The sequence below is a fragment of the Pseudomonas sp. JZ134 genome, from assembly GCF_051027695.1.
In the GTDB taxonomy this organism is placed as follows: Bacteria; Pseudomonadota; Gammaproteobacteria; order Pseudomonadales; family Pseudomonadaceae; genus Chryseomonas; species Chryseomonas luteola.
In genome coordinates this window covers 3,988,706-4,008,999 of record NZ_CP069250.1, presented here as the reverse complement: position 1 = coordinate 4,008,999, position 20,294 = coordinate 3,988,706, and the positions used below count along the sequence as shown (strand labels likewise).

Sequence of the window (20,294 nt, the reverse complement as noted above, 5' to 3'; positions counted from 1 at the left end):
GTTAAGAATGTAGGGCGTAGCGTTTGTTGATGGGTTGAACAACGCGATACCCATCACTCCCACATCCCTGCCCTTTACTCAACGCGGTGTCCCAAACACCTGCGTCCAGTAGATAACCTCGCTGCTCTTGGGATTGACGGCATAAGCCGTACCCATCTGGGTGTAGTCCGGGTTCATGATGTTGCTGCAATGGCCGGGGCTGGCCAGCCAGCCGGAGACGACCTGCTTGGGTGAGCCGGGACCACCGGCAATGTTCTCGCCTATCCGTCGCCATTGATAACCCTGTTGCTGGGCGCGCTTGTCCACCTGACTGCCATCCTTGCCGGCATGGCTGAAGTAATCGAGCGAGGCCATCTCGCGGCTGTGAGCGAGGGCGGCGTTGGCCAGCTTAGCGTCCCAGGTGAGCGGCTTGGCACTCTTGAAGGATTGACTCCCGCAGCGGCGCGGCTTGGCGCGCGCCTCGTTGACCAGCCTGAGGACTTCCTTACCGGCAGACTGCCAGTCGCCGATATTGCCCGACAACACCGGCTGGGCCAGGACGATTTGCCAGCGATTACCCGAACGCGAGACGCCAACCTCGGCGTAATGTGAGTCCAAGAGCGCCTTGCAATAACTCTGGGTCAACACCTGCATGGCAGCTTCCGCCCCGGCCGGTGCCGAAATAGCCATGGCTTGCACCTGGGCTGCCTGATAACCCGCCCCGCGCAAGACCTCACGCAGCTGCATGCCCTGTGAAAGACGCACCTGGGCCAGTTTTTCGTTGGCGGCCAGTGGGCCAGCAGGAGCCGTACGCTGCCCGTTACAGCGTTGTGGCGCAGCACGGTACTGGTTGATCAGGCTGATGAGCTGACTGCTGTCGCTGGCCTGCGCAAAAGGCATCATGGACAGGTTTGCCAGCAGCGCGGCACCCATCACGGTGGATAAACGAAGCGTGGAACAGGACGAAGTAGGCATGATAGTCATTGGCAGAACGGCAACCGATAGAAACAGTGGCTGCTCCAGGCTGGAACAGTCATCACCGCGCAGGCATGACGATACGTCAATTTGCCTGTATGGCATCTGAAAAAAGCGATTTTCGTTTAGTCAATCACTGGAGTGTCATGGATTGACTCATGCCTTCCTGTAAACGGTAGGGTGCCAGAAGTCCTTCAGGATCAAGTGAAGCGGTCCGGCCCAGCCCTGTTTACGCAGGTGGTGAGCGATCAGTACGTTCATGATCCCATGGCCCATCAACAGAACCGAGCCATGTTCCTGGGCGAGGGCGATCAGCTTGTCGGCGGCCTGCTTGGCCCGTCGGTTGGACGCAAAGATGGACTCAGTGTGAGTGGATAAGCCCAGAAACCAGGCTGACCGCAGCATCAAACGCCACATTTTTACGGGGAGTTTGGGCCAAGGGAGATCGAACCCAGGCAGGTGTGCCTCAGCAAAGGTTTTGTCGCACGTATAAGGACGCTCACCGGCCAGATGATTGAGCGATTGCATGCAGCGTGACAAGGAACTGCAGACCAGCACACCGGCACTGCTTGCCAGCTCGACGAGATCGGCTGGAAGCTTACGGCAGAGTACATCGGCCTTCTGGTAGCCTTCGACCCACTCCATCATCTCTCGGGGTGACAGCCATTTCGTGCCGGAGTGATCGGGTTTGCCATGGCGTACAAGGGTGATTTGCATGAAGTCTCCGCTCCCGCGGGTGAGTCCGTTCAAAGGCAGGCGATACCTGTGAAGCGATATGACGGCTGCGCTCGCGTTTTATTCCGTAGGGAATAAAAAATAGCTGACCTGAGTGTCGTCGAGTCATGAAATTGAGCATCAGCACCGGAATGCTCAAAAGTTTTCTGACCGGTCAGGATGGATTGCGTTTGAGTATGTCTTGGGTTACGAATTCGAACTGATTTCGCTCTTGAATGGACATGCAAGTTCGATCGATTCCAGGAAAGTTTTGAAATATTCCGCTGCTTCAAACGAGTCCGGCCTAACGCCTAACTACATGTCTATTTGCATGTAAAAGTACATATTAATGGACGCCAAAACGAAACGGTTACCGCTCCGCTATAAAGCAGACTAGATGCCGCCTTGATGAGTATTGCCTCATTTTGGTGCCAGTCACCTGAAACCTAAAAACACTTATAAATCAGCCGCTTCGCTTGTTATGAGTAGTAGCTGAACAGCTCCTGTACCGCTCGTCTGCACCTGATCGAGACGGTTAAAAAGCAGGAACTCCCTTCAATAACAACCCTCAGAAATTACGAACGCTGACGGAAAACGGTTAGCGAAAACACAAGGCATGACGTCCCAATCCATTAGGAGAAAGACAATGGCAAACAGTAACTCAGGCAACTTTGCAAACGATCGTGAAAAAGCATCTGAAGCTGGAAAGAAAGGTGGTCAGAACAGCGGCGGTAACTTCGCCAATGACCGCGAAAAAGCTTCCGAAGCGGGCCGCAAAGGTGGTCAGAACAGCCACGGCGGTGGTCGTAGCTAATTCCTGAGCCGAACAGGTTTTTACAGTCCGTCCCAATCCGAAAGAAACGAGGAGCAAGACCATGACTCAGAATTCCAATCCGGGCAACTTTGCCAACGATCGCGAGAAAGCGTCTGAAGCCGGTAAAAAAGGCGGCCAAAACAGTGGCGGTAACTTTGCCAATGATCGTGAAAAGGCTTCCGAAGCAGGCAAGAAAGGTGGTCAGAACAGCCATGGCGGTGGCCGTAGCTGATTGATCACTAAGAGGATGGAGCATGTGATTCCATCCACTCTGAACTGAGATGTTTATCAGTCCAGTCCCAATCCGAAAGAGGAGCAAGACCATGACTCAGAATAGCAATCCAGGCAACTTTGCAAACGATCGTGAAAAAGCGTCCGAAGCCGGCAAGAAAGGCGGACAGAACAGCGGCGGTAACTTCGCCAATGATCGCGAGAAAGCATCCGAAGCAGGTAAGAAAGGCGGTCAGAATAGCCACGGCGGCGGCCGTAGTTAAGTGACCCCAAACAGGCGAAGTCTTGTGCTTCGCTCACCTAGCTGAACTGACACGTTGTATTTCAGTCCAGTCCCAATCCGTATATGAGGAGAAAGATAATGGCAAATAACAACCCAGGCAATTTCGCAAACGATCGTGAGAAAGCATCTGAAGCAGGTCGTAAAGGCGGTCACAACAGCGGCGGCAACTTCGCCAATGACCGTGAAAAGGCTTCCGAAGCGGGCCGCAAAGGTGGCCAGAATAGCCACGGCGGTGGCCGTAGCTAAGTAGTATCAGGGGCAGTGGCGTCAAGCCATTGCCCCATTTCTTCATCCGTCCTGTTCTTGGCCGGATTCAGTTTCTACTTTATACCGCCAGTTATGAGCATCCGTACGGCAGCTCTGTATGGCGTACCGTCTGCCTCCTGTTTTCGCTCACACCACTCCGTTTTTCAAGGCGCTGTTACCAAGAGGCTTTAAACAGAATTTAAGCCGTTTCGAGTTATCCACATACCTTTTATTTAATGCACATGGTCTTCGCCATCAGCGTGCTTGTGTATAACTCGGGGTTGGTGAGTGGATGGAGCAATCTTTTCCACAGGCTGATTTTCCTGGGCTTCACGCCCATCCTGTGGATAGCTCAGGGTTCCATGTGCATGATGATCCAGTTGTCCACCACTGTGAGAATGCCCTTCGCTGGAAGCTACTAATACATGGTACTGCTGGGCATCCAAGGTTGGCAGTTTTTGCAGGAACGCGACAAGTCCCCAGATATAGTCGTCGCTCATGCTTTTGCCCCAAGCCGGCATACCGGTGGCCTTGACGCCATGCTTGATAATCCAGAACGCCTCTGCCGGATCGGTGATTCCCTGCTGGCTGAGGTTGGGAGGAGGCGGATAAAGGCCTTTGCTCAGCTCCGTCTCATTGATTCCGGGTGCAAGATGGCAGGCGGCACACATCGCATCGTAATTACCCGCGCCGCTGCGAATCAGTGCCTTGCTTTCCAGGTTGGGGGCCGTAATCCGTTCGGATCGCACTTCAATGGAGCGATCACGCAACATGACGATCAAGCGGTGTACCGGCTCTACGTGAGGCGTATCCGCTCCTATGTTGATCACACCTGAATAGACTGCCACTGCAATGAGCGCCAGAACGGCAAGCGTCAGCAGCAGGGCAGCCTTCAGGAAGGTCATGGGTTAGAACCACATACGAACACCGGCTACCAGCCGGGCATCGTGAGTGTCTTCGCCTTCTTCTCGGGCATAGGATGCCGTCTGACCATGGGTGTTGTTCCATGACACGCCAACATAGGGCGCAAACTGCGGGGTGATTTCGTAGCGCAAGCGCAGACCGAACTCGGTTTCGGAAATACCGGACCCCGTGCCACGAGCCTCATCGTTCTTGCCGTAGAAGTTGAGCTCAGTATGCGGCTGCAAGATGAGATTGTTGGTCAGCATCATGTCGTACTCGGCCTCTATGCGCAGACCGGTCTGGCTGCCTTCGCCAAGGAAGGCCGTTATTTCCAGATCCAGATCCTTGATGGCTTCGCCCTGGATACCAAACGCTGCCCATGTTTGAGGCGAACCGGGTTTGAAATCCTGCCGGACACCGGCCACCGTTTCCCACCAGGGCGTGATGGCATGTCCCCAGAGTGCCTGAATTTCGGCCTCTTCGGTATGACCGTTGGTACGCTGGCCTTCTGAGCGGAAGTTAAATCGGTTTACATCGCCACCAATCCAACCTTCGGCCTGCCAGTTAAGCGTGCTGCCCTCCTTGGCGTCCTGCCACTCCAATTGGTCGAAGAGCAGGTAGCTGTGGATGGCGCTGTCATGCACGGCATGGCCGGCGAGAGGAGGAAAGGCCGCCTCGCGCATGGCCGCGGTGACAGGCGGGATGGGTGTACGGCTCTGGGATGTAGCCGTGCTGTCTGGAGTAGAACTGCCGTGCGCCATGCTGTCATGATTCATCGAGCGGGGGTCCATGGAGCCGTGCGACATCCGGCTATGGTCCATCTGCCCATGATCCATGCCACCATGCGCGTGTTGCGCCTGGGTCGGATTTCCCGTGGCGCCAGCCTGAGAAGCCGGATCTGCCGCATGGGCTACAGGGATGCTGCCCAATACCAGCGCAAACGTACAAGCCGGCAGGCGGGTCGATAATGTGCTCACAGGCCTCTCCTTAAACATCGACAATAACTTCGCGGAACATGCCGGTTTCCATGTGGAAAAGCATGTGGCAATGATAGGCCCAGCGGCCAAGCGCATCGGCGGTCACGCGGTAGCTGCGCTTCGAGCCGGGCGGCATGTCGATGGTGTGCTTGCGGACCATGAAGCGGCCGTGTTCGTCTTCCAGGTCACTCCACATGCCGTGTAGGTGGATGGGGTGCATCATCATGGTGTCGTTGACCAACACGATACGAACCCGCTCGCCGTAAGTAAGCCTGATGGGCTCGGCATCCGAGAATTTCATCCCGTCGAATGACCAGGCAAAGCGCTCCATATGCCCCGTCAGGTGCAGCTCCAGGGTGCGGGTTGGCTCACGGCCATCCGGGTCGGAAAAGGTACTTTTGAGATCGGCATAGGTGAGGACACGGCGGCCGTTGTTCCGCAGGCCCATACCGGGGTCGTCCAGTTTGGGGGCAGGCATCATGGTCTGCATATCTACCAGCGGATTGCCGTCTTCGCTGGCCGGGTGCGTCTGCATGGCTCCGGTGTCATGCCCACCGTGTGTTGTGCCATGGTTCATGGCGCTGTGATCCATGCCGTGACTGCCGTGATCCATCCCTGCGTGGCCCTGGGACGACGGTGCGCTGTGGTCGCCGTGCCCCATGTCCGCCATGCTTACCAGCGGGCGGGGGTCCATGTCTGGTACCGGTGCGTTAAGGCCTTCGCGAAGGGCCAGCGTGCCGCGGGCATAACCGGTGCGGTCCAGGGACTGGGCGAAAATCGTGTAGGCCTGCTGGTCGGACGGCTCGACAATGACGTCATAGGTCTCCGCCACCGCGATACGGAATTCGTCTACGCTGACCGGCTCGATGGGTTGGCCATCTGCCGCCACGACTGTCATCTTCAGACCGGGAATGCGCACATCGAAATAGGACATGGCCGACCCATTGATGAAGCGCAGCCGAATCTTTTCCCCAGGCTTGAAAATACCGGTCCAGTTGCTGTCAGGCGCTGCCCCGTTCATGAGATAGGTGTAGGTAGCGCCTGTCACATCAGCCAGATCGGTAGGCGTCATCCGCATTCTGGCCCACATAGTGCGGTCCGCTACAGTAGCGGACCAGCCGTTCTCGCTCACATCCTTGACGAAGTCGACCACGGTGCGCTGGTTGTTGTTGTAGTAATCGGCCTGCTTCTTGAGCGTCGAGAGGATGTGCTCGGGCTTCTCATCGCTCCAGTCCGTCAGCATCACTACATAATCACGGTCATAGGCAAAGGCCTCCGGTTCACGCGGCTCGATGATCAGCGGGCCATAGACCCCCCGCTGCTCCTGAAAGCCCGAGTGGCTGTGATACCAGTACGTGCCGTGCTGCTGGACCTTGAAGCGGTACTCGTACAGACCGTCAGGTGCGATGCCACTAAAGCTCAGCCCGGGTACGCCATCCATCGTGGCCGGTAGGATGATGCCGTGCCAGTGGATCGAGGTGGCCTCATCGAGTTGGTTGCGAACGCGCAGCGTAACGGTATCCCCTTCGCGCCAGCGCAGAAGCGGGCCGGGCAGGCTGCCGTTGATGGTCAGGGCGGTGCGCTTGGCGCCGGTGATGGTGACGGGCGTTTCGCCAATGACCAGATCGAATTCGGTGCCGGACAGCACGGTGGGTTGTCCGGGGCTGGTCAATGCCCAGACGGGGGTTCGCCAGAGGCCTAGGCCGCTCAGCAGACTGCCTGCTGCCAAGCCTTTTACGAACGTACGCCTCGATGTAGTGGGTGCCATGCAGTTGTTATCCCGTCGGTGGGCCGTGAGGGCCTTGTTCTTTTCACATAATCCGTTTCGGCTGAGGCGTATAAACCGCTTCGCCGCTACCTGTGGACGTTGCATAGACTGCCGATACGGCTGAGCGCTCCGTAACATCCGGAAATATTTAGCCGCCCTCTGGCCGATGCCGTATCGATAGCCTGAGGGGATGACAGTAGCGGAGCCAGGAGATGGTGGAAACAGGCAGAGCGCATGGCTGAGCTGACGGTATATGTCGGGTTGTTTCTGGTTGCCCTGGCCGCTGCTACTTTGTTACCAGCCCAGTCCGAAGCTGCCTTGGCCGCGTTATTGTTGCAGGGGAGTTATTCCATGCCCCTGTTGCTATTAGCGGCGATTCTGGGCAATACGCTGGGCTCGGTGGTGAACTGGTTTCTAGGGCGCTCAATCGAGCACTTTCGGGGCCGCCGCTGGTTCCCTGTTTCGCCCCGTCAACTCAAGCGCGCGCAACGGGGGTATCGCCGTTATGGACGCTGGTCGCTGCTACTGAGCTGGGTACCGGTCATTGGCGATCCGCTGACGCTGGTAGCAGGCGTTATGCGCGAACCGCTGCCCGTCTTTATCCTGCTCGTCGGCTTCGCCAAGACGGCGCGTTATCTGGCCGTCTCGGCCCTAGTCCTTGGCTGGTACTGAGCGGACCGCGTGTCACCGCGGCTGCCATCACTGGCAATCCTCGAAAAGCGCGCTTAACTCTGGGTAGCCCATTGTTTTCCCGCAGGCGATTCGACGTTCTCATGGCAGAGCAGACCCCGCATATGCCGCTCGAAGGCCCAGGTGAGCGCAACCGCTGCGCAGGCCAGACCCAGAGCCATTCCCCACCAGACGCCACGGGCATCAAAGCTTAATACCAGCCCTAAGAGCCAGGCTGAGACAATTCCCACACAGCAGTAGCAAACCAGGCCGATCAGCATGGCTTGGCGAGCCTGCCGGATACCCCGCAGCGCGCCCGAGGCGATGCCCTGGATACCATCGAAGAACTCAAACCAGGCGGCGATCGCCAGCAGGCTTACGGCCAATGCCATAACGGTGCGGCCGGCAGGGTCGTCCCGATCAATGAACAGACCCACCAGGGTCTCCGGCATGAGCCAGAATGCAATGGCGACGGCCAGCATGCAGGTGGCGCCAACGGTAATGCCGATACGGCCAGCCAGACGTGATTCTGCAAACCGGCCCGCACCAAAGTGCAGCCCGACCCGCAGGCTGGAGGCATAGGCCAACCCCACCGGAATCATAAAGGCAACGTACACCAGCTGATTGGCGATCTGGTGCGCGGCGAGCTGAGTGCTTCCCAGCGCGCCCATGCACAGGGCAGCGGCGGCAAACAGCGCGGTCTCGACAGCATAGGTGCCGCCGATGGGCAGGCCCAGGCGCAGGGTTTCGCTGATAGCGCCCCGGTTGAGGCTGAGCAGTTTTCGCGCGATCGGGTAGGCTACATAGGCGCTGCGTGCCCCGATGGTCAGTGCCATGGCTAGTGCCATGGCCGTCATGACCAGCGCTGTGATCAGGCCGATACCCTTCAAACCAAGAAACGGCAGACCCATCCAGCCTTCGATAAAGGCCAGGTTGAGCACCAGATTAGCCAGTGCGCCACCAATGGCAATCGACATCACTGGCCCAGGGCGACCGATACCGCTGGTAAAGCCGCGGAGGGACATGAACACCAGATAGCCGGGCAGGGCAAAGCTTACGGTGTGGATAAAGCCCATGGCTTCGCCTGTTGTTGCAGGGGCCTGCCCCAGGGCCAGCAGCGCCGGTTCCAGACTCCAGAGGATAAGCCCGGCAATCAATGCAAGGCCCAGGGCGATCCAGACGCCCGCGCAGGCGACATCCGTTACGCCCTCGGTATCGTCTTGACCGTGCCGGATTGCCACCAGATTACCGACCGCGGCGATGATCCCCACGCAAACCACCGTCACGAAGGAATAAGTGGCGGCCCCTAGTCCTCCACTGGCCAGCGCCTCGGGGCCGATGCGGCCCATCATGACCGTGTCGGTAAAGACCATGGCCACGTAGGCCAGCTGGGCGGTAATCAGTGGAACGGCCAGACGAGCCAGCGCGGACAATTCGGTACGTAGCAGGGTCATGAATGAGTCAAACTCACAAAGGCAGAGAAGACGTCTGCCAGACAGGCAGAAAGGCAGGGTGATTGTGGGTACACTTGGGCTGGCCCACAAACCGAAAATAAACCTGCCTGCCATGAGTTTTAATCATGTCTGAGTCGACTCGTCTTCCTCCGCTTTATGCCTTGCGCGCCTTTGAGTCGGCGGCCCGGCATTCGTCTTTCACGCGTGCCGCGCAGGAGCTTTCACTGACCCAGAGCGCCGTGAGCCGACATATCCGCACCCTGGAGGCCCATTTTGGGTGTCGACTGTTCGAGCGCTCGGGACGTCAGCTGATCCTTACGGAGCCAGCCAAGCTGTTGCTGCCGGGCATCAGCGAAGGTTTCGAGGCATTGGGCCGGGCGTGCTCCGTGTTGTCGGTGGACGAAGGTGCGCTCCGGCTCAAGGCGCCCTCCACGTTGTCCCTACGCTGGTTGCTGGCGCGGCTGTCCCGCTTTCGGCAGGCGAATGAGGGGATCGAAGTGCAGCTGACCAGTGCCTGGATGGACAGTGATCATGTCGACTTCATCCACGAACCCTTCGATTGTGCGGTGCTGCTGAGCCACGGTCGTTTCCCGGAAGAGTGGGAAAGCGCCTTGTTGTTTCAGGAATGGCTGATTCCAGTTTGCTCGCCTGAAGCCGCAGCGGAGGGTCCCTGGGATGTACAGCGGTTGCGGGAGACCGAGCTGCTGCATCCCACGCCCGATCGTCGCGATTGGCGTCGCTGGCTTCAAGCTATGGCGCTGTCGGACGACATACCGATCAGAGGCGGACAGGTATTCGATACGTTAGAGCTTGGAATGGCGGCCGCTGCCCGCGGGTATGGGGTATCCATTGGAGACCTGGTAATGGTCTCGGAGGATCTTCAGCTTGGGCGGACGGCGCTCCCCTGGCCTACAGCGGTGGCGAGTGGTGAGGCGTATTACCTGGTATGGCCCAAGGCTCGACGCAACCCGAAGCGTTTCTCTCTACTGAGGGATTTTCTTCTGGCTGAGGTCAACGCCATGACCTTACCTAATGTGACCTACCACTCATAAGGAACATCCCGACGCCCATCGTGCTGATGGGTCAAGTTGTCTCACAACCCGCCGATAATCAAACGACCGACTTAGAAGATTCGCCCCGAAGAGGGCCTTGCGTGTACAGCATCTCAGGTCGTCAAAGCCAACCTAACGCGAATGCCAGTCGGGGAATGCTGGTGTTCTTGAGGAGAATACCCCCATGTCGGGACGTCGTTTCGGTATCGCCGGGCAGCTTGCGCTTGCTCTGACGGTCATATTGGTTGTGGTTATCACAGGAAGTGGATTGTTTGCGTTGCGCTCCCTGAGTGTTTCCACTGAGGAAAGTCACCATCATCACCTAATGGGCGAAGGTCAGCTGCTGGCCAATCAGCTCAACACCTTTCACGATACGCTGAAAATCAGCACGCAGCGTCTGGCTGGACTGTTTGAGCGGCGTTTCGGCGCAGGTCTTACACGTGACACTAACGAGCGGGTTACTGTTGGCAGTGCCTCGACGCCTGTGCTTCATCTACAAGGCGCCCGCTTGAACGGCGACTTTACCCTGGTTGATGAATTCACCACGCTGACGGGCGGCGCCGCTACTGTTTTTGTTCGCGATGGCAATGAATTCATCCGTGTAACTACGTCAGTTAAAAAAGAAGATGGCTCACGTGCTATTGGTACGCAGCTAGACCATAAGCATCCGGCTTATGAAAAGCTGCTAAATGGCCAGCAATATGTAGGACGCGCCGTATTGTTTGGCCGTAACTATATGAACCAATACACACCGGTGCGTGATGCTTCGGGTGAGCTTATTGCTGTGCTTTATGTCGGTTTTGATTATACCGAGGCTCAGAAAAAGCAATTCGATAGCCTGGCGGCGTTCCGGATTGGTCGCGAAGGTTCTCTGGCCATTCTGGATGAGCAGAACAAATGGCTGATCGCTCCTGCCGGTACTGCAGCGCCTGATGCGGCGCTGGCTGCCATCGGCATGGCCAAGAAAGATGATTTCATCGACTGGGAAGATGACAAGCAAGCATTCCAAAGTGTTGTCGTCCCCGTACCGGGTGATAACTGGAAAGTGGTCGCAACGGTACCTGTCGCTGAAGAACAGGAATTGCTCTGGAACGTAGGCCTTAAACTGGCGTTTGGTAGTGTACTGGCACTGGTTCTCGCTATCCTGGCTTCTGTACTGATGCTGCGCCACAAGCTGAAACCACTGGGGCACCTCGTCAAACAGGCCCAGGCTCTGGGCGAAGGCCAACTGAGCGTTCGTCTGAAGGTCGAAAGCCACGATGAAATCGGCCAGCTTTCCCACAGCTTCAACCAGATGGCTGAAGCTCTGTCGAACACGGTAGATCGCGTACGTCATTCATCCCACGATGTGACTACTCGCTCCGATCAACTGAGCACCCTGTCCGGTGCCACCCAGCGCCGTTCGGCCGAGCAGTCTTCACAGATCGACAGCATGGCGAGCGCCGTGGAAGAGTTCAGCGCTACCGCGCAGAACATTGCCGACAGCATGCGCAAGACCGAGCAGCTGACCAACGAAAATGCCGCCGAAACCCGTAACGGTACGGCTTCCATGCGTGCTGCCTCAAAAGCGCTGGAGCAGATCGCTCAATCGCTGGGCACGACAGCTACCGTGGTCAATAACCTGGGCGAGCGTTCCCAGCAGATTGGTGGGATCATCAGCGTGATCAGTGGCATCGCCGAGCAGACCAACCTGCTGGCGCTCAACGCCGCCATCGAGGCTGCGCGAGCGGGTGAGCAGGGCCGTGGTTTTGCCGTGGTAGCCGACGAGGTTCGCAGCCTGGCCGGCCGTACCAGTCAGGCAACGCGTGAAATCTCCGAGATGATCGGTTCGGTGCAGGAAGAAACCAACCGCGCCATGAGCTCTATCGATGAAGGCAACCGCCTGATGCAGCAAGGTCTGTCGCTTAACGGTGACGTTGCCCAGGCCCTGCAGCGTATTGAAGCGCAGATCGACCAAGCTGTGGAGCAGTTCACCAGCATTGCCCAGGCCACCCAGGAGCAGAGCAGCACAGCGACTGCCCTGAGCCGCAACATCCAGACCATTGCCGTCGATAACGCCTCCCAGCGTGAAGCGGCGGAAGAGCTGGCCAGCACGGCCTATGAGCTCAAGCGTCTGGCGGAAGAGCTGAGCCATGAGGTAAATCGCTTCAGCTGATCGATGCGGTAGCAGGCACAAAAAAGCCGGTGCAGAGGCACCGGCTTTTTTAGGGGTAACGATCAGCGAACGATATGCAGGAAGTGCATGTGCCGCTCGTACTGATCCAGGATGTCGCCAATCACGTCGTCCCGGCTCCAGCCCATCACGTCATAATCCTGACCGCCTTCCTTCAGGTGCACATCGGCGCGGAAGTATTTGCGATCCTCGCGCTCGTTCTGGTCGCTCTGTGTGTCCCCCATGACAAAGCTCGGCATGGCATACGCACGCGGGCGAACCTCATACACGAACTCAGGGTTCTCCTCAGGACCGACCTCAATACGTACCCGGCCATCGTCGCCATCTTTTACGCTGACAAGATAGCTCTGCTTACGCAGCTCTTCAGCAACAGATTCACACGCAGGCTTAACCACCTCCCCGATGAAGCGCACCACGTGGGTACGACGCGGGAACATGGCCAGATTACGCAGGCGACGCTGCCAGCCACCGGCTGAACGAGGCGCAGGGCGAGAGATATTCAGCGCCTGGTAGCGGATACCCCGCTTGGTGGCATCGAGCTTGAGCGCCTTGAGTAGGCCCCACATCGAACAGAGCAGTGCGATGGTAAAGGGCAGCGCCGTGGCAATTGTCGCCGTTTGCAGGGCCTTGAGACCATCGGCCAGGAGCAGCGCAATCGCCACGATGCCCATGGAGGCCGCCCAGAAGACTCGTTGCCAGACCGGCGTCTTGTCCATGCCGCCGGAGGCGAGCATGTCGACCACCATCGCGCCGGAGTCCGCCGATGTTACGAAGAACACCACAACCATGATGATGGCTACCATGGAAATAGCCGACGCAAAGGGGAAATGCTCGAGGAAGGCAAACAGCGCCAGGGAGCTGTCTTTGTTCACGGCATCGCCTAGTGACGTAATGCCCTGCCAGGAGATCATGTGAATGGCGGTATCACCAAATACGGTCATCCAGAACAGCGTAAAGCCGGCCGGTACCAGCAGCACCCCGGAGACAAACTCGCGGATCGTGCGGCCGCGGGAGATGCGGGCAATGAACAGACCCACGAAAGGCGACCATGCCAGCCACCAGCCCCAGTAGAACAGCGTCCAGCCGCCGATCCAGTCGTTGGGCTTATAGGCATAGAGGTTAAAGGTACGGCTGACAATCTCGGTCAGGTAGCCACCGGTATTCTGCACAAAGGTTTGCAGAATGAACACGGTGGGCCCCAGGACCAGCACCATCAGGAGCAGCAGCACGGCCAGTCCCAGGTTCAGCTCCGACAGGCGACGAACCCCTTTGTCCAGGCCGGTAACCACCGATAGGGTCGCCAGGGCCGTAGTCGCAATGATCAGGCCGATCTGCACCGGCACCGACACTTCCAGACCGAACAGGTAGTTGAGACCGGTATTGATCTGCGCGACGCCAAAGCCCAGGGATGTTGCCACCCCTAGAACGGTACCCAGGATGGCGAAAATATCCACCGCATGGCCGATTGGCCCGTAGATACGTTCACCAATCAGGGGATACAACGCTGAGCGCAGCGTTAGCGGCAGCCCGTGACGGAAGCTGAAGTACGCGAGGATCAGCGCCACGATGGCGTAGATAGCCCAGGCATGCAGGCCCCAGTGGAAGAAGGTGATGATCAACGCCTCACGGGCGGCGTCCACTGTGCCAGACTGGCCAGTGGGCGGCGACAGGAAGTGCATGACCGGCTCGGCCACGCCAAAGAACATCAGGCCGATCCCCATGCCCGCCGAAAACAGCATGGCAAACCAGGTCGTGCTGCTGTAGTCCGGCTCGCTGTGGTCCGGGCCGAGCTTGATGTCGCCATAACGGCTGACGCCCAGAAAGACTACGGTCAAGAGGATCAGCGCCACCGCCAGAATGTAGAACCAGCTGACGTTCGTAATAATCCAGGACTGAATGAGACCAAAGACGCTTTGCGCGCTCTCGTGAAAGGCACTGGCATAGATGACCAGGATAAGGATAAGCAAGGTCGAGCCCCAGAAAACCGGGGGATTGAGGGTACGGGTAGGTGGTGATTGGCTTTCGGTGGCCATCAGGCACTTTCTCCTTTTCTGTCGGCGCCAAGGTGGCTGCAAAGGAGTGCCTAGCCGACCCGCTCCGAGGGTCGGCATTGAAACACGAGGTGGTTGTCGCTCAGGTCACCTCAGGCACTCGCGGGTCTGTACTGCAATGCTTCAGCCAGATGAGACCGCAAAATCTGCGGCTCTGCTGCAAGATCGGCTAACGTACGTGCCACCTTGATCACTCGGTGCAGGGCGCGCAGGGACAGCCCCAGCCGTTCACCTGCGCTCTCGATCCACCGCTGGTCGTCTACCGTCAATGCACAGTGTTGGTGCAAGGCACGCAAATCCAGAAAGGCATTCGCCACCCCTTGGCGAGCCAGTTGCCGCTCACGGGCGGCGGCGACCTGTTCGGCAGCCTGTTGCGTTGTAAGGCGGCCGGAATCGCTCTTGGTGTCAGGGCCGCCCAGACGCACACTTTCCCGGGCGACAGTGATATGCATGTCGATCCGGTCCAGCAGTGGACCGGAAAGCTTACCACGATAACGTTGTACCTGATCGGGCGAGCAACGGCAGCGGCCGGCCGGATCACCCAGATAGCCGCATGGGCAGGGGTTCATGGCGGCGACCAGTTGGAAGCGGGCCGGAAAGCGGACACGGTCCCGGGCACGGGAAATCACGATCTCGCCACTTTCCAGCGGCTCGCGCAGGACTTCCAGCACCTTACGGTCAAATTCGGGCAGCTCGTCCAGAAACAGCACGCCTTGATGCGCCAGAGTGATCTCGCCCGGGCGAGGGCGACTACCGCCACCCACCAGGGCGGGGCCCGAGGCCGAGTGATGCGGCTGCCGGAATGGCCGCTGCGGCCAGTGAGCCATGGGCGTGTGGCTGGCGACCGAATGAATCGCAGCCACTTCCAGGGCTTCGAATTCATTCAGGGGCGGCAGCAGGCCGGGCAGGCGGCTGGCCAGCAGGGTTTTTCCGGTCCCGGGCGGGCCTGCCAGCAAGAGGTTGTGCGAGCCTGCCGCTGCAACCACCAGGGCGCGTTTGGCAGCCACTTGGCCCTGCACGTCAACAAGGTCGGGGTAGGGTTGCTCCTGCCGTCTCAGCCCCTGGGCCTCGTACGGCGTAAGGGGCGTCTGCCCGGTAAAGTGCGCTGCGATCTCCAGCAGATGGCCCGCCGCGATGACTTTAAGCCCGCCAGCCAGGCTGGCTTCCTCGGCGTTTTCATGGGGCACAATCAGTGTACGCCCGGCCTCTCGTGCGGCAAGCGCTGCGGGTAATACGCCCTGGACGGGGCGCAGTGCACCAGAGAGCGCCAGCTCACCCAGGCATTCGATATCGGCCAGGGCATCCGCGGGTAACTGCGCACTGGCCGCCAGAATGCCAAGGGCAATGGCCAGATCGAAGCGGCCACCATCCTTGGGCAGGTCGGCAGGAGCAAGGTTTAGGGTGATGCGGCGTGCCGGAAAGTCGAAGCCTGAATTGAGGATGGCGCTACGCACGCGATCCTTACTCTCCTTGACGGCGGTTTCCGGCAGGCCGACCAGGGTCAATGCGGGCAGACCGTTGGCCAGATGCGCTTCTACAGTGACACAGGGGGCTTCCACGCCCACCTGGGCGCGGCTACAAACGATGGCGAGGGACATGATCACTCCTTGATCAGTGTCCCGCCGGCCGGGTTATTCGGCGGTCGGCGGGGTGGGTTCCGTTTTGTTGTTCTGGAAAGCCATTTTGGCTGATGTCGGTATGTCCTGTGCAGGCTGGGCGGCAGCAACAGGCTCTTTGCCCTGGCCTTCCAATTCGGCCAGGCGAGCTTCCAAGGCCTCAAGGCGAGCGCGGGTGCGTTCAAGGACCAGCATCTGGGTGTCGAATTCTTCACGGCTAACCAGATCGAGCTTGCTGAATCCGCTCTGCATCAGAGCCTTGAACTGGTTTTCGATATCGGCACGGGGCGAGCCTTCTCCGAACAGGCGGCTGGCTTGTTGGGTCAGGGAGTCGAGTAGCGCTTTGGGTGGGAACATACGCTTCATCCATTAAAAAGTGTTTGGACCAGTGTATCACGCTCCTTTCCAGCGCCAGGATGCCGGGCATCTGCACATTTTTTGGGCACCTCTTCCGGGCACTGTGCGCCAGGATGGTGCGATCTGCTGTGAAATGGACACTATCTTATCCAACCGAAGCGCATAGAGGCGTTGCGCCATGCGGCTTTGCACGAAATGGCAAGGTTTCTGCTTTAGCCGTTATGACAGAGGTATCACGCACCAGGGATGCGGAAGCGAAGCGGTGATTGCTTCGTAGGCGGGCGAGGGTGGCGGCGAACCGTTTTAGAGCGGGGCGACGTTACAAAGCCACAGACTGCGCTTAGACTTGAGACGGGGTTCGTTCCTGGGGCAAGTCCACTTTTCGGGAGAAGTTCATGAAACTAGTCACCGCCATCATCAAGCCGTTCAAGCTCGACGACGTCCGCGAGTCGTTGTCCGAGATCGGCGTTCAAGGCATTACCGTCACCGAGGTCAAGGGTTTCGGTCGCCAGAAGGGGCACACGGAGCTATACCGTGGCGCCGAGTACGTTGTCGATTTCCTGCCCAAGGTGAAGATCGACGTCGCCATTGCCGATGACCAGCTCGACCGTGTCATCGAGGCCATTACCAAGGCAGCCAACACTGGCAAGATCGGTGACGGCAAGATTTTCGTTGTAAATCTGGAACAAGCCATCCGCATCCGGACCGGCGAAACCGATACCGACGCTATTTAAAAAACACCGTACTCCATACCCCCAAAGCCCCAGGAGAACATCATGACTCTGCGCAAGTACGCAGGGCTAGGAGCCCTTTTGTCCCTCGCTATGCCGAGCCTTGCCATGGCTCAGGAAGCAGCGGCGGAGCCGACGTTAAATAGCGGCGATACGGCATGGATGCTGGTGTCTACAGCACTCGTGCTTTTCATGACCATTCCGGGCCTGGCGCTGTTTTATGGCGGCATGGTTCGTGCCAAGAACATCCTGTCGGTAATGATGCAGTGTTTCGCCATTACCGGCCTGATCAGTATTCTCTGGATGATCTACGGTTATAGCCTTGCCTTTGATACCACAGGCATGGAAAAAGGCGTAACCAATTTCAATTCCTTTATCGGCGGTTTCGGCAAGGCCTTCCTGAGTTCCATTACCCATGATGGGCTGACAGGTGCGGCTGCGCTGTTCCCTGAAAGCATTTTCGTCACCTTTCAGATGACCTTTGCGATCATCACCCCGGCGCTGATCGTGGGTGCGTTCGCCGAGCGCATGAAGTTCTCGGCCATGCTGGTCTTTACCGGTGTGTGGTTCACCCTGGTCTATGCACCGATCGCCCACATGGTATGGAGCGGTGACGGTGGCCTGATGTGGGATTGGGGCGTGCTGGATTTTGCTGGCGGCACCGTGGTTCACATCAATGCCGGTATTGCTGGTCTCGTGGCTGCCCTGGTGCTGGGCAAGCGCAAGGGCTACCCGACCACCCCGATGGCACCGCACAACCTTGGGTATACCCTGGTCGGCGCTGCCATGCTGTGGGTGGGCTGGTTCGGTTTCAACGCAGGCTCCGCCGTTGCGGCAAACGGCACTGCCGGCATGGCGATGCTGGTTACCCAGATCGCAACCGCCTCGGCAGCTCTGGCCTGGATGTTTGCTGAATGGATCACCCACGGTAAGCCCAGCGCCCTGGGGATCGCCTCGGGTGTGGTTGCCGGTCTGGTGGCCATTACTCCGGCTGCCGGTACAGTCGGCCCGATGGGTGCGCTGATCATCGGTGCGGTCGCGGGTGTGATCTGTTTCTTCTGTGCTACCAGCCTCAAGCGCAAAATTGGGTATGACGATTCCCTGGACGCCTTTGGTGTGCATGGCGTCGGCGGTATCGTGGGCGCGCTGCTGACCGGTATCTTCGCAGCACCGGCTCTGGGCGGCTTCGGCACCGTGACCGATATCGGCGGCCAGCTGTGGATTCAGCTCAAGGGCGTGCTGTTCACACTGGTGTATACCGGCATCCTGACCTTTGTCATCCTGAAGGTGATCGACATGGTCATGGGCCTGCGTGTCAGCGATGAGGAAGAGACCGTGGGTCTGGACCTGACGCTGCACAATGAGCGTGGTTACAATATGTAATAGCGAGCCAGCTACCGTTTGTCGGTCAAAAAAGGGCGCCTTCGGGCGCTCTTTTCGTATGCACGAAAGAAAGTCATTTTTCGTGCGTTATTGCCCGGAACACCCGCTCGCAGCCCCGGTCTGAACGTCAGCTTTAAAGAGCCTCTTTGTTTTTTCGAAAGCCGCGCTAGAATGCGCGCCCAGCAAGCCTAGGAGTCCGCCATGTGGCATCAGCGACAGATCACGCTGCGCGCCCGAAGCCGTGGATTCCATCTCATCACGGATGAGGTGGAATCGGCTTTGCCCGAACTGAAAAGCTGTCAGATCGGGCTGCTCAACCTGTGGCTGCAGCACACGTCGGCTTCATTGACGATCAATGAAAATGCCGACAGTGCGGTGCGTCGCGATTTCGAGCGGTTCTTCAACCAGCTTGTGCCGCAGAACGTGCCAGGGTACGAACACGATTACGAAGGGCCGGACGATCTACCGGCACACTTCAAGAGCAGCCTTCTGGGCTGCAGCCTGACCATACCTGTGCAGGCCGGAAGGCTGGCGCTAGGGACGTGGCAGGGGATTTACCTGGGTGAGCACCGCGACCATGGCGGCGCTCGTCGGATAATGGCTACCTTGCAGGGTATGCCAGCATGAATTTTTCTTGAGCAGCCACGTCAAACTCGCGGCTGGTCAATAACTAACCTGGTTTTCGAGGGTTTTTTATGAGTGATGAAGAGCTGGAACAGGACGATATCGAGTCCACTGATGATGACGATACCGAGGACTTTGCTGCGGCTGCAGACGAGCCCGATGTAGAAGTCGACGACAGTGCCGAGGCGGAAGAACCCGCTGCAGGCAAAGGGAAGAAGAAAAAAGAAGCCGAGCCCGAGGAGTTGCCCTCCATCGAGGCCAAGCAGAAGGAGCGTGATGCGCTCGCCAAGGCCATGGAAGAGTTTCTGGCCCGTGGCGGTAAAGTGCAGGAGATCGACGCGAATGTTGTTGCTGACCCGCCTAAAAAGCCTGACAGCAAGTACGGCAGCCGCCCGATATGATTTTAAAACCCGCCTGTATGGCGGGTTTTTTATGGGTGGCGGATTCTGGCGTGGACATTATCCTGTGCAGTCCATCTGCAGGAAGACTTCATACCGATGACCTCAACCCTAACCCTTCAGGCGCGCTGGCAGAGCCTGCGTGACCTTGCCTCCAGTGCCATTGTCCAGGAGCGCGCCCTGGAGCCCTGGCTGACCGAATCCATTCTGGAGCAGAAAGAGCTGGGGAATGCCCTGGCGTTTCGTCTGAGCCGAACGCTTACCGTCGATGCGGTGCAGCGGCACACGCTGCACGCGCGTTTCGTGAGCGTGCAGCAGGAGCATCCTGCGCTGATCGAGAGCGCCTGGGCTGACCTTGAGGCTACTGTCACACGCGATCCTGCCTTCGATACCCCGTTGGAGGTTTTCCTGTTTTCCAAGGGCTTCCTGGCGATCCAGGCCTACCGCCTCGGACACCGGCTCTGGCTCGACGGGAACCGCATGCTGCCGCTTTATATCCAGGCTCGCTGTAACGAGATGCTGGCTGTAGACATCCATCCGGCCAGCCGCATTGGGCAGGGCATCATGCTCGACCATGGTACGGGTATCGTAATTGGCGAGACGGCGGTGGTCGAGGATGACGTGTCCATTCTGCAGGCAGTCACCCTGGGCGGGACGGGCAAGGAGTGTGGTGACCGGCATCCCAAGGTGCGACGCGGCGTGATGATCGGCGCCGGCGCGAAGATTCTGGGCAACATCGAAATTGGCGAAGGAGCCAAAGTTGGGGCGGGCAGCATCGTGCTCAAGCCGGTCGCACCGCATACCACCGTGGTCGGCAACCCGGCCCGACCGGTTGGCACGCCACGCCACGAACAACCGGCACTGGTGATGGATCAGTCGTTCGATCAGGACTGATC

The 20,294-nt window shown here is 58.5% G+C and carries 19 protein-coding genes and 3 pseudogenes; 13 read left to right on the top strand and 9 right to left on the bottom strand.

The window, feature by feature from the left end; genetic code table 11:
* Positions 1-78: 78 nt before the first annotated feature.
* On the bottom strand, positions 79-954 hold the full coding sequence (locus JQR86_RS18700) for a CAP domain-containing protein (protein WP_037030654.1): 876 nt from the start codon (positions 952-954) through the stop codon (positions 79-81).
* A gap of 156 nt (positions 955-1,110) precedes the next feature.
* Entirely contained in the window at positions 1,111-1,671 is a 561-nt protein-coding gene (locus tag JQR86_RS18695; RefSeq protein ID WP_010796498.1) for a histidine phosphatase family protein, read from the bottom strand.
* A gap of 643 nt (positions 1,672-2,314) precedes the next feature.
* Here JQR86_RS18695 and JQR86_RS18690 point away from each other — a divergent pair.
* The 4 genes and pseudogenes from JQR86_RS18690 to JQR86_RS18675 all read left to right on the top strand — a co-directional run.
* On the top strand, positions 2,315-2,482 hold the full coding sequence (locus JQR86_RS18690) for a general stress protein (RefSeq protein WP_073450083.1): 168 nt from the start codon (positions 2,315-2,317) through the stop codon (positions 2,480-2,482).
* Positions 2,483-2,543: 61 nt separating this feature from the next.
* Complete coding sequence (locus JQR86_RS18685; RefSeq protein WP_010796500.1) at positions 2,544-2,714, top strand: general stress protein; 171 nt, start codon at positions 2,544-2,546, stop codon at positions 2,712-2,714.
* 91 nt (positions 2,715-2,805) lie between these two features.
* A complete protein-coding gene (locus JQR86_RS18680; RefSeq protein ID WP_010796500.1) occupies positions 2,806-2,976 on the top strand; it encodes a general stress protein in 171 nt (56 codons plus the stop codon).
* A 116-nt stretch (positions 2,977-3,092) separates the two neighbouring features.
* A pseudogene (locus JQR86_RS18675) lies at positions 3,093-3,242 on the top strand (general stress protein); the annotation flags it as partial.
* Positions 3,243-3,475: 233 nt separating this feature from the next.
* Here JQR86_RS18675 and JQR86_RS18670 read toward each other — a convergent pair.
* From JQR86_RS18670 to JQR86_RS18660, 3 genes are all read right to left on the bottom strand, one after another.
* Positions 3,476-4,147, bottom strand: a complete 672-nt coding sequence (locus tag JQR86_RS18670; protein ID WP_434135330.1) for a c-type cytochrome — start codon at positions 4,145-4,147, stop codon at positions 3,476-3,478.
* A gap of 3 nt (positions 4,148-4,150) precedes the next feature.
* Positions 4,151-5,065: a copper resistance protein B gene (locus JQR86_RS18665; protein WP_434136288.1), complete on the bottom strand. Its 915-nt coding sequence runs from the start codon at positions 5,063-5,065 to the stop codon at positions 4,151-4,153.
* A gap of 67 nt (positions 5,066-5,132) precedes the next feature.
* A complete protein-coding gene (locus tag JQR86_RS18660) occupies positions 5,133-6,890 on the bottom strand; it encodes a copper resistance system multicopper oxidase (RefSeq protein WP_434135331.1) in 1,758 nt (585 codons plus the stop codon).
* Positions 6,891-7,124: 234 nt separating this feature from the next.
* Here JQR86_RS18660 and JQR86_RS18655 point away from each other — a divergent pair, with 234 nt between their 5' ends.
* Entirely contained in the window at positions 7,125-7,562 is a 438-nt protein-coding gene (locus tag JQR86_RS18655) for a YqaA family protein (RefSeq protein WP_434135332.1), read from the top strand.
* Positions 7,563-7,615: 53 nt separating this feature from the next.
* On the opposite strand, the gene JQR86_RS18650 is transcribed toward JQR86_RS18655, so the two are convergent.
* A complete protein-coding gene (locus JQR86_RS18650) occupies positions 7,616-9,013 on the bottom strand; it encodes a NorM family multidrug efflux MATE transporter (protein ID WP_434135333.1) in 1,398 nt (465 codons plus the stop codon).
* A 125-nt stretch (positions 9,014-9,138) separates the two neighbouring features.
* Here JQR86_RS18650 and JQR86_RS18645 point away from each other — a divergent pair, with 125 nt between their 5' ends.
* The 3 genes and pseudogenes from JQR86_RS18645 to JQR86_RS18635 all read left to right on the top strand — a co-directional run bounded on the left by JQR86_RS18645 (position 9,139) and on the right by JQR86_RS18635 (position 12,220).
* Positions 9,139-10,065, top strand: a complete 927-nt coding sequence (locus tag JQR86_RS18645; protein WP_434154045.1) for a LysR substrate-binding domain-containing protein — start codon at positions 9,139-9,141, stop codon at positions 10,063-10,065.
* A 184-nt stretch (positions 10,066-10,249) separates the two neighbouring features.
* Positions 10,250-11,317 (top strand): annotated as a pseudogene (locus JQR86_RS18640) (Cache 3/Cache 2 fusion domain-containing protein); the annotation flags it as partial.
* Positions 11,318-11,359: 42 nt separating this feature from the next.
* Positions 11,360-12,220, top strand: a complete 861-nt coding sequence (locus JQR86_RS18635; RefSeq protein WP_372238896.1) for a methyl-accepting chemotaxis protein — start codon at positions 11,360-11,362, stop codon at positions 12,218-12,220.
* A gap of 62 nt (positions 12,221-12,282) precedes the next feature.
* On the opposite strand, the gene JQR86_RS18630 is transcribed toward JQR86_RS18635, so the two are convergent.
* From JQR86_RS18630 to JQR86_RS18620, 3 genes and pseudogenes are all read right to left on the bottom strand, one after another.
* Positions 12,283-14,271, bottom strand: a complete 1,989-nt coding sequence (locus JQR86_RS18630; protein ID WP_074821251.1) for a BCCT family transporter — start codon at positions 14,269-14,271, stop codon at positions 12,283-12,285.
* 110 nt (positions 14,272-14,381) lie between these two features.
* Positions 14,382-15,887: a YifB family Mg chelatase-like AAA ATPase gene (locus JQR86_RS18625; RefSeq protein WP_434154044.1), complete on the bottom strand. Its 1,506-nt coding sequence runs from the start codon at positions 15,885-15,887 to the stop codon at positions 14,382-14,384.
* Between the two features lie 129 nt (positions 15,888-16,016).
* Positions 16,017-16,262: pseudogene (locus JQR86_RS18620) on the bottom strand (accessory factor UbiK family protein); the annotation flags it as partial.
* A 395-nt stretch (positions 16,263-16,657) separates the two neighbouring features.
* Between JQR86_RS18620 and glnK the strand changes: the two are divergent.
* The 5 genes from glnK to cysE all read left to right on the top strand — a co-directional run bounded on the left by glnK (position 16,658) and on the right by cysE (position 20,292).
* Positions 16,658-16,996, top strand: a complete 339-nt coding sequence (glnK, locus tag JQR86_RS18615; RefSeq protein ID WP_003096476.1) for a P-II family nitrogen regulator — start codon at positions 16,658-16,660, stop codon at positions 16,994-16,996.
* Between the two features lie 42 nt (positions 16,997-17,038).
* Positions 17,039-18,376 (top strand): ammonium transporter, encoded by a 1,338-nt coding sequence (locus JQR86_RS18610; RefSeq protein WP_010796512.1) that lies wholly within the window; start codon positions 17,039-17,041, stop codon positions 18,374-18,376.
* A 201-nt stretch (positions 18,377-18,577) separates the two neighbouring features.
* Positions 18,578-19,003 (top strand): secondary thiamine-phosphate synthase enzyme YjbQ, encoded by a 426-nt coding sequence (locus tag JQR86_RS18605; protein ID WP_010796513.1) that lies wholly within the window; start codon positions 18,578-18,580, stop codon positions 19,001-19,003.
* Between the two features lie 68 nt (positions 19,004-19,071).
* Positions 19,072-19,401 carry a transcriptional regulator SutA gene (gene sutA, locus JQR86_RS18600; RefSeq protein ID WP_010796514.1) on the top strand — a complete coding sequence of 110 codons (330 nt, stop codon included), beginning with the start codon at positions 19,072-19,074 and terminating at the stop codon, positions 19,399-19,401.
* Positions 19,402-19,497: 96 nt separating this feature from the next.
* Positions 19,498-20,292, top strand: a complete 795-nt coding sequence (gene cysE / locus JQR86_RS18595; protein ID WP_434154043.1) for a serine O-acetyltransferase — start codon at positions 19,498-19,500, stop codon at positions 20,290-20,292.
* Positions 20,293-20,294 lie beyond the last annotated feature (2 nt).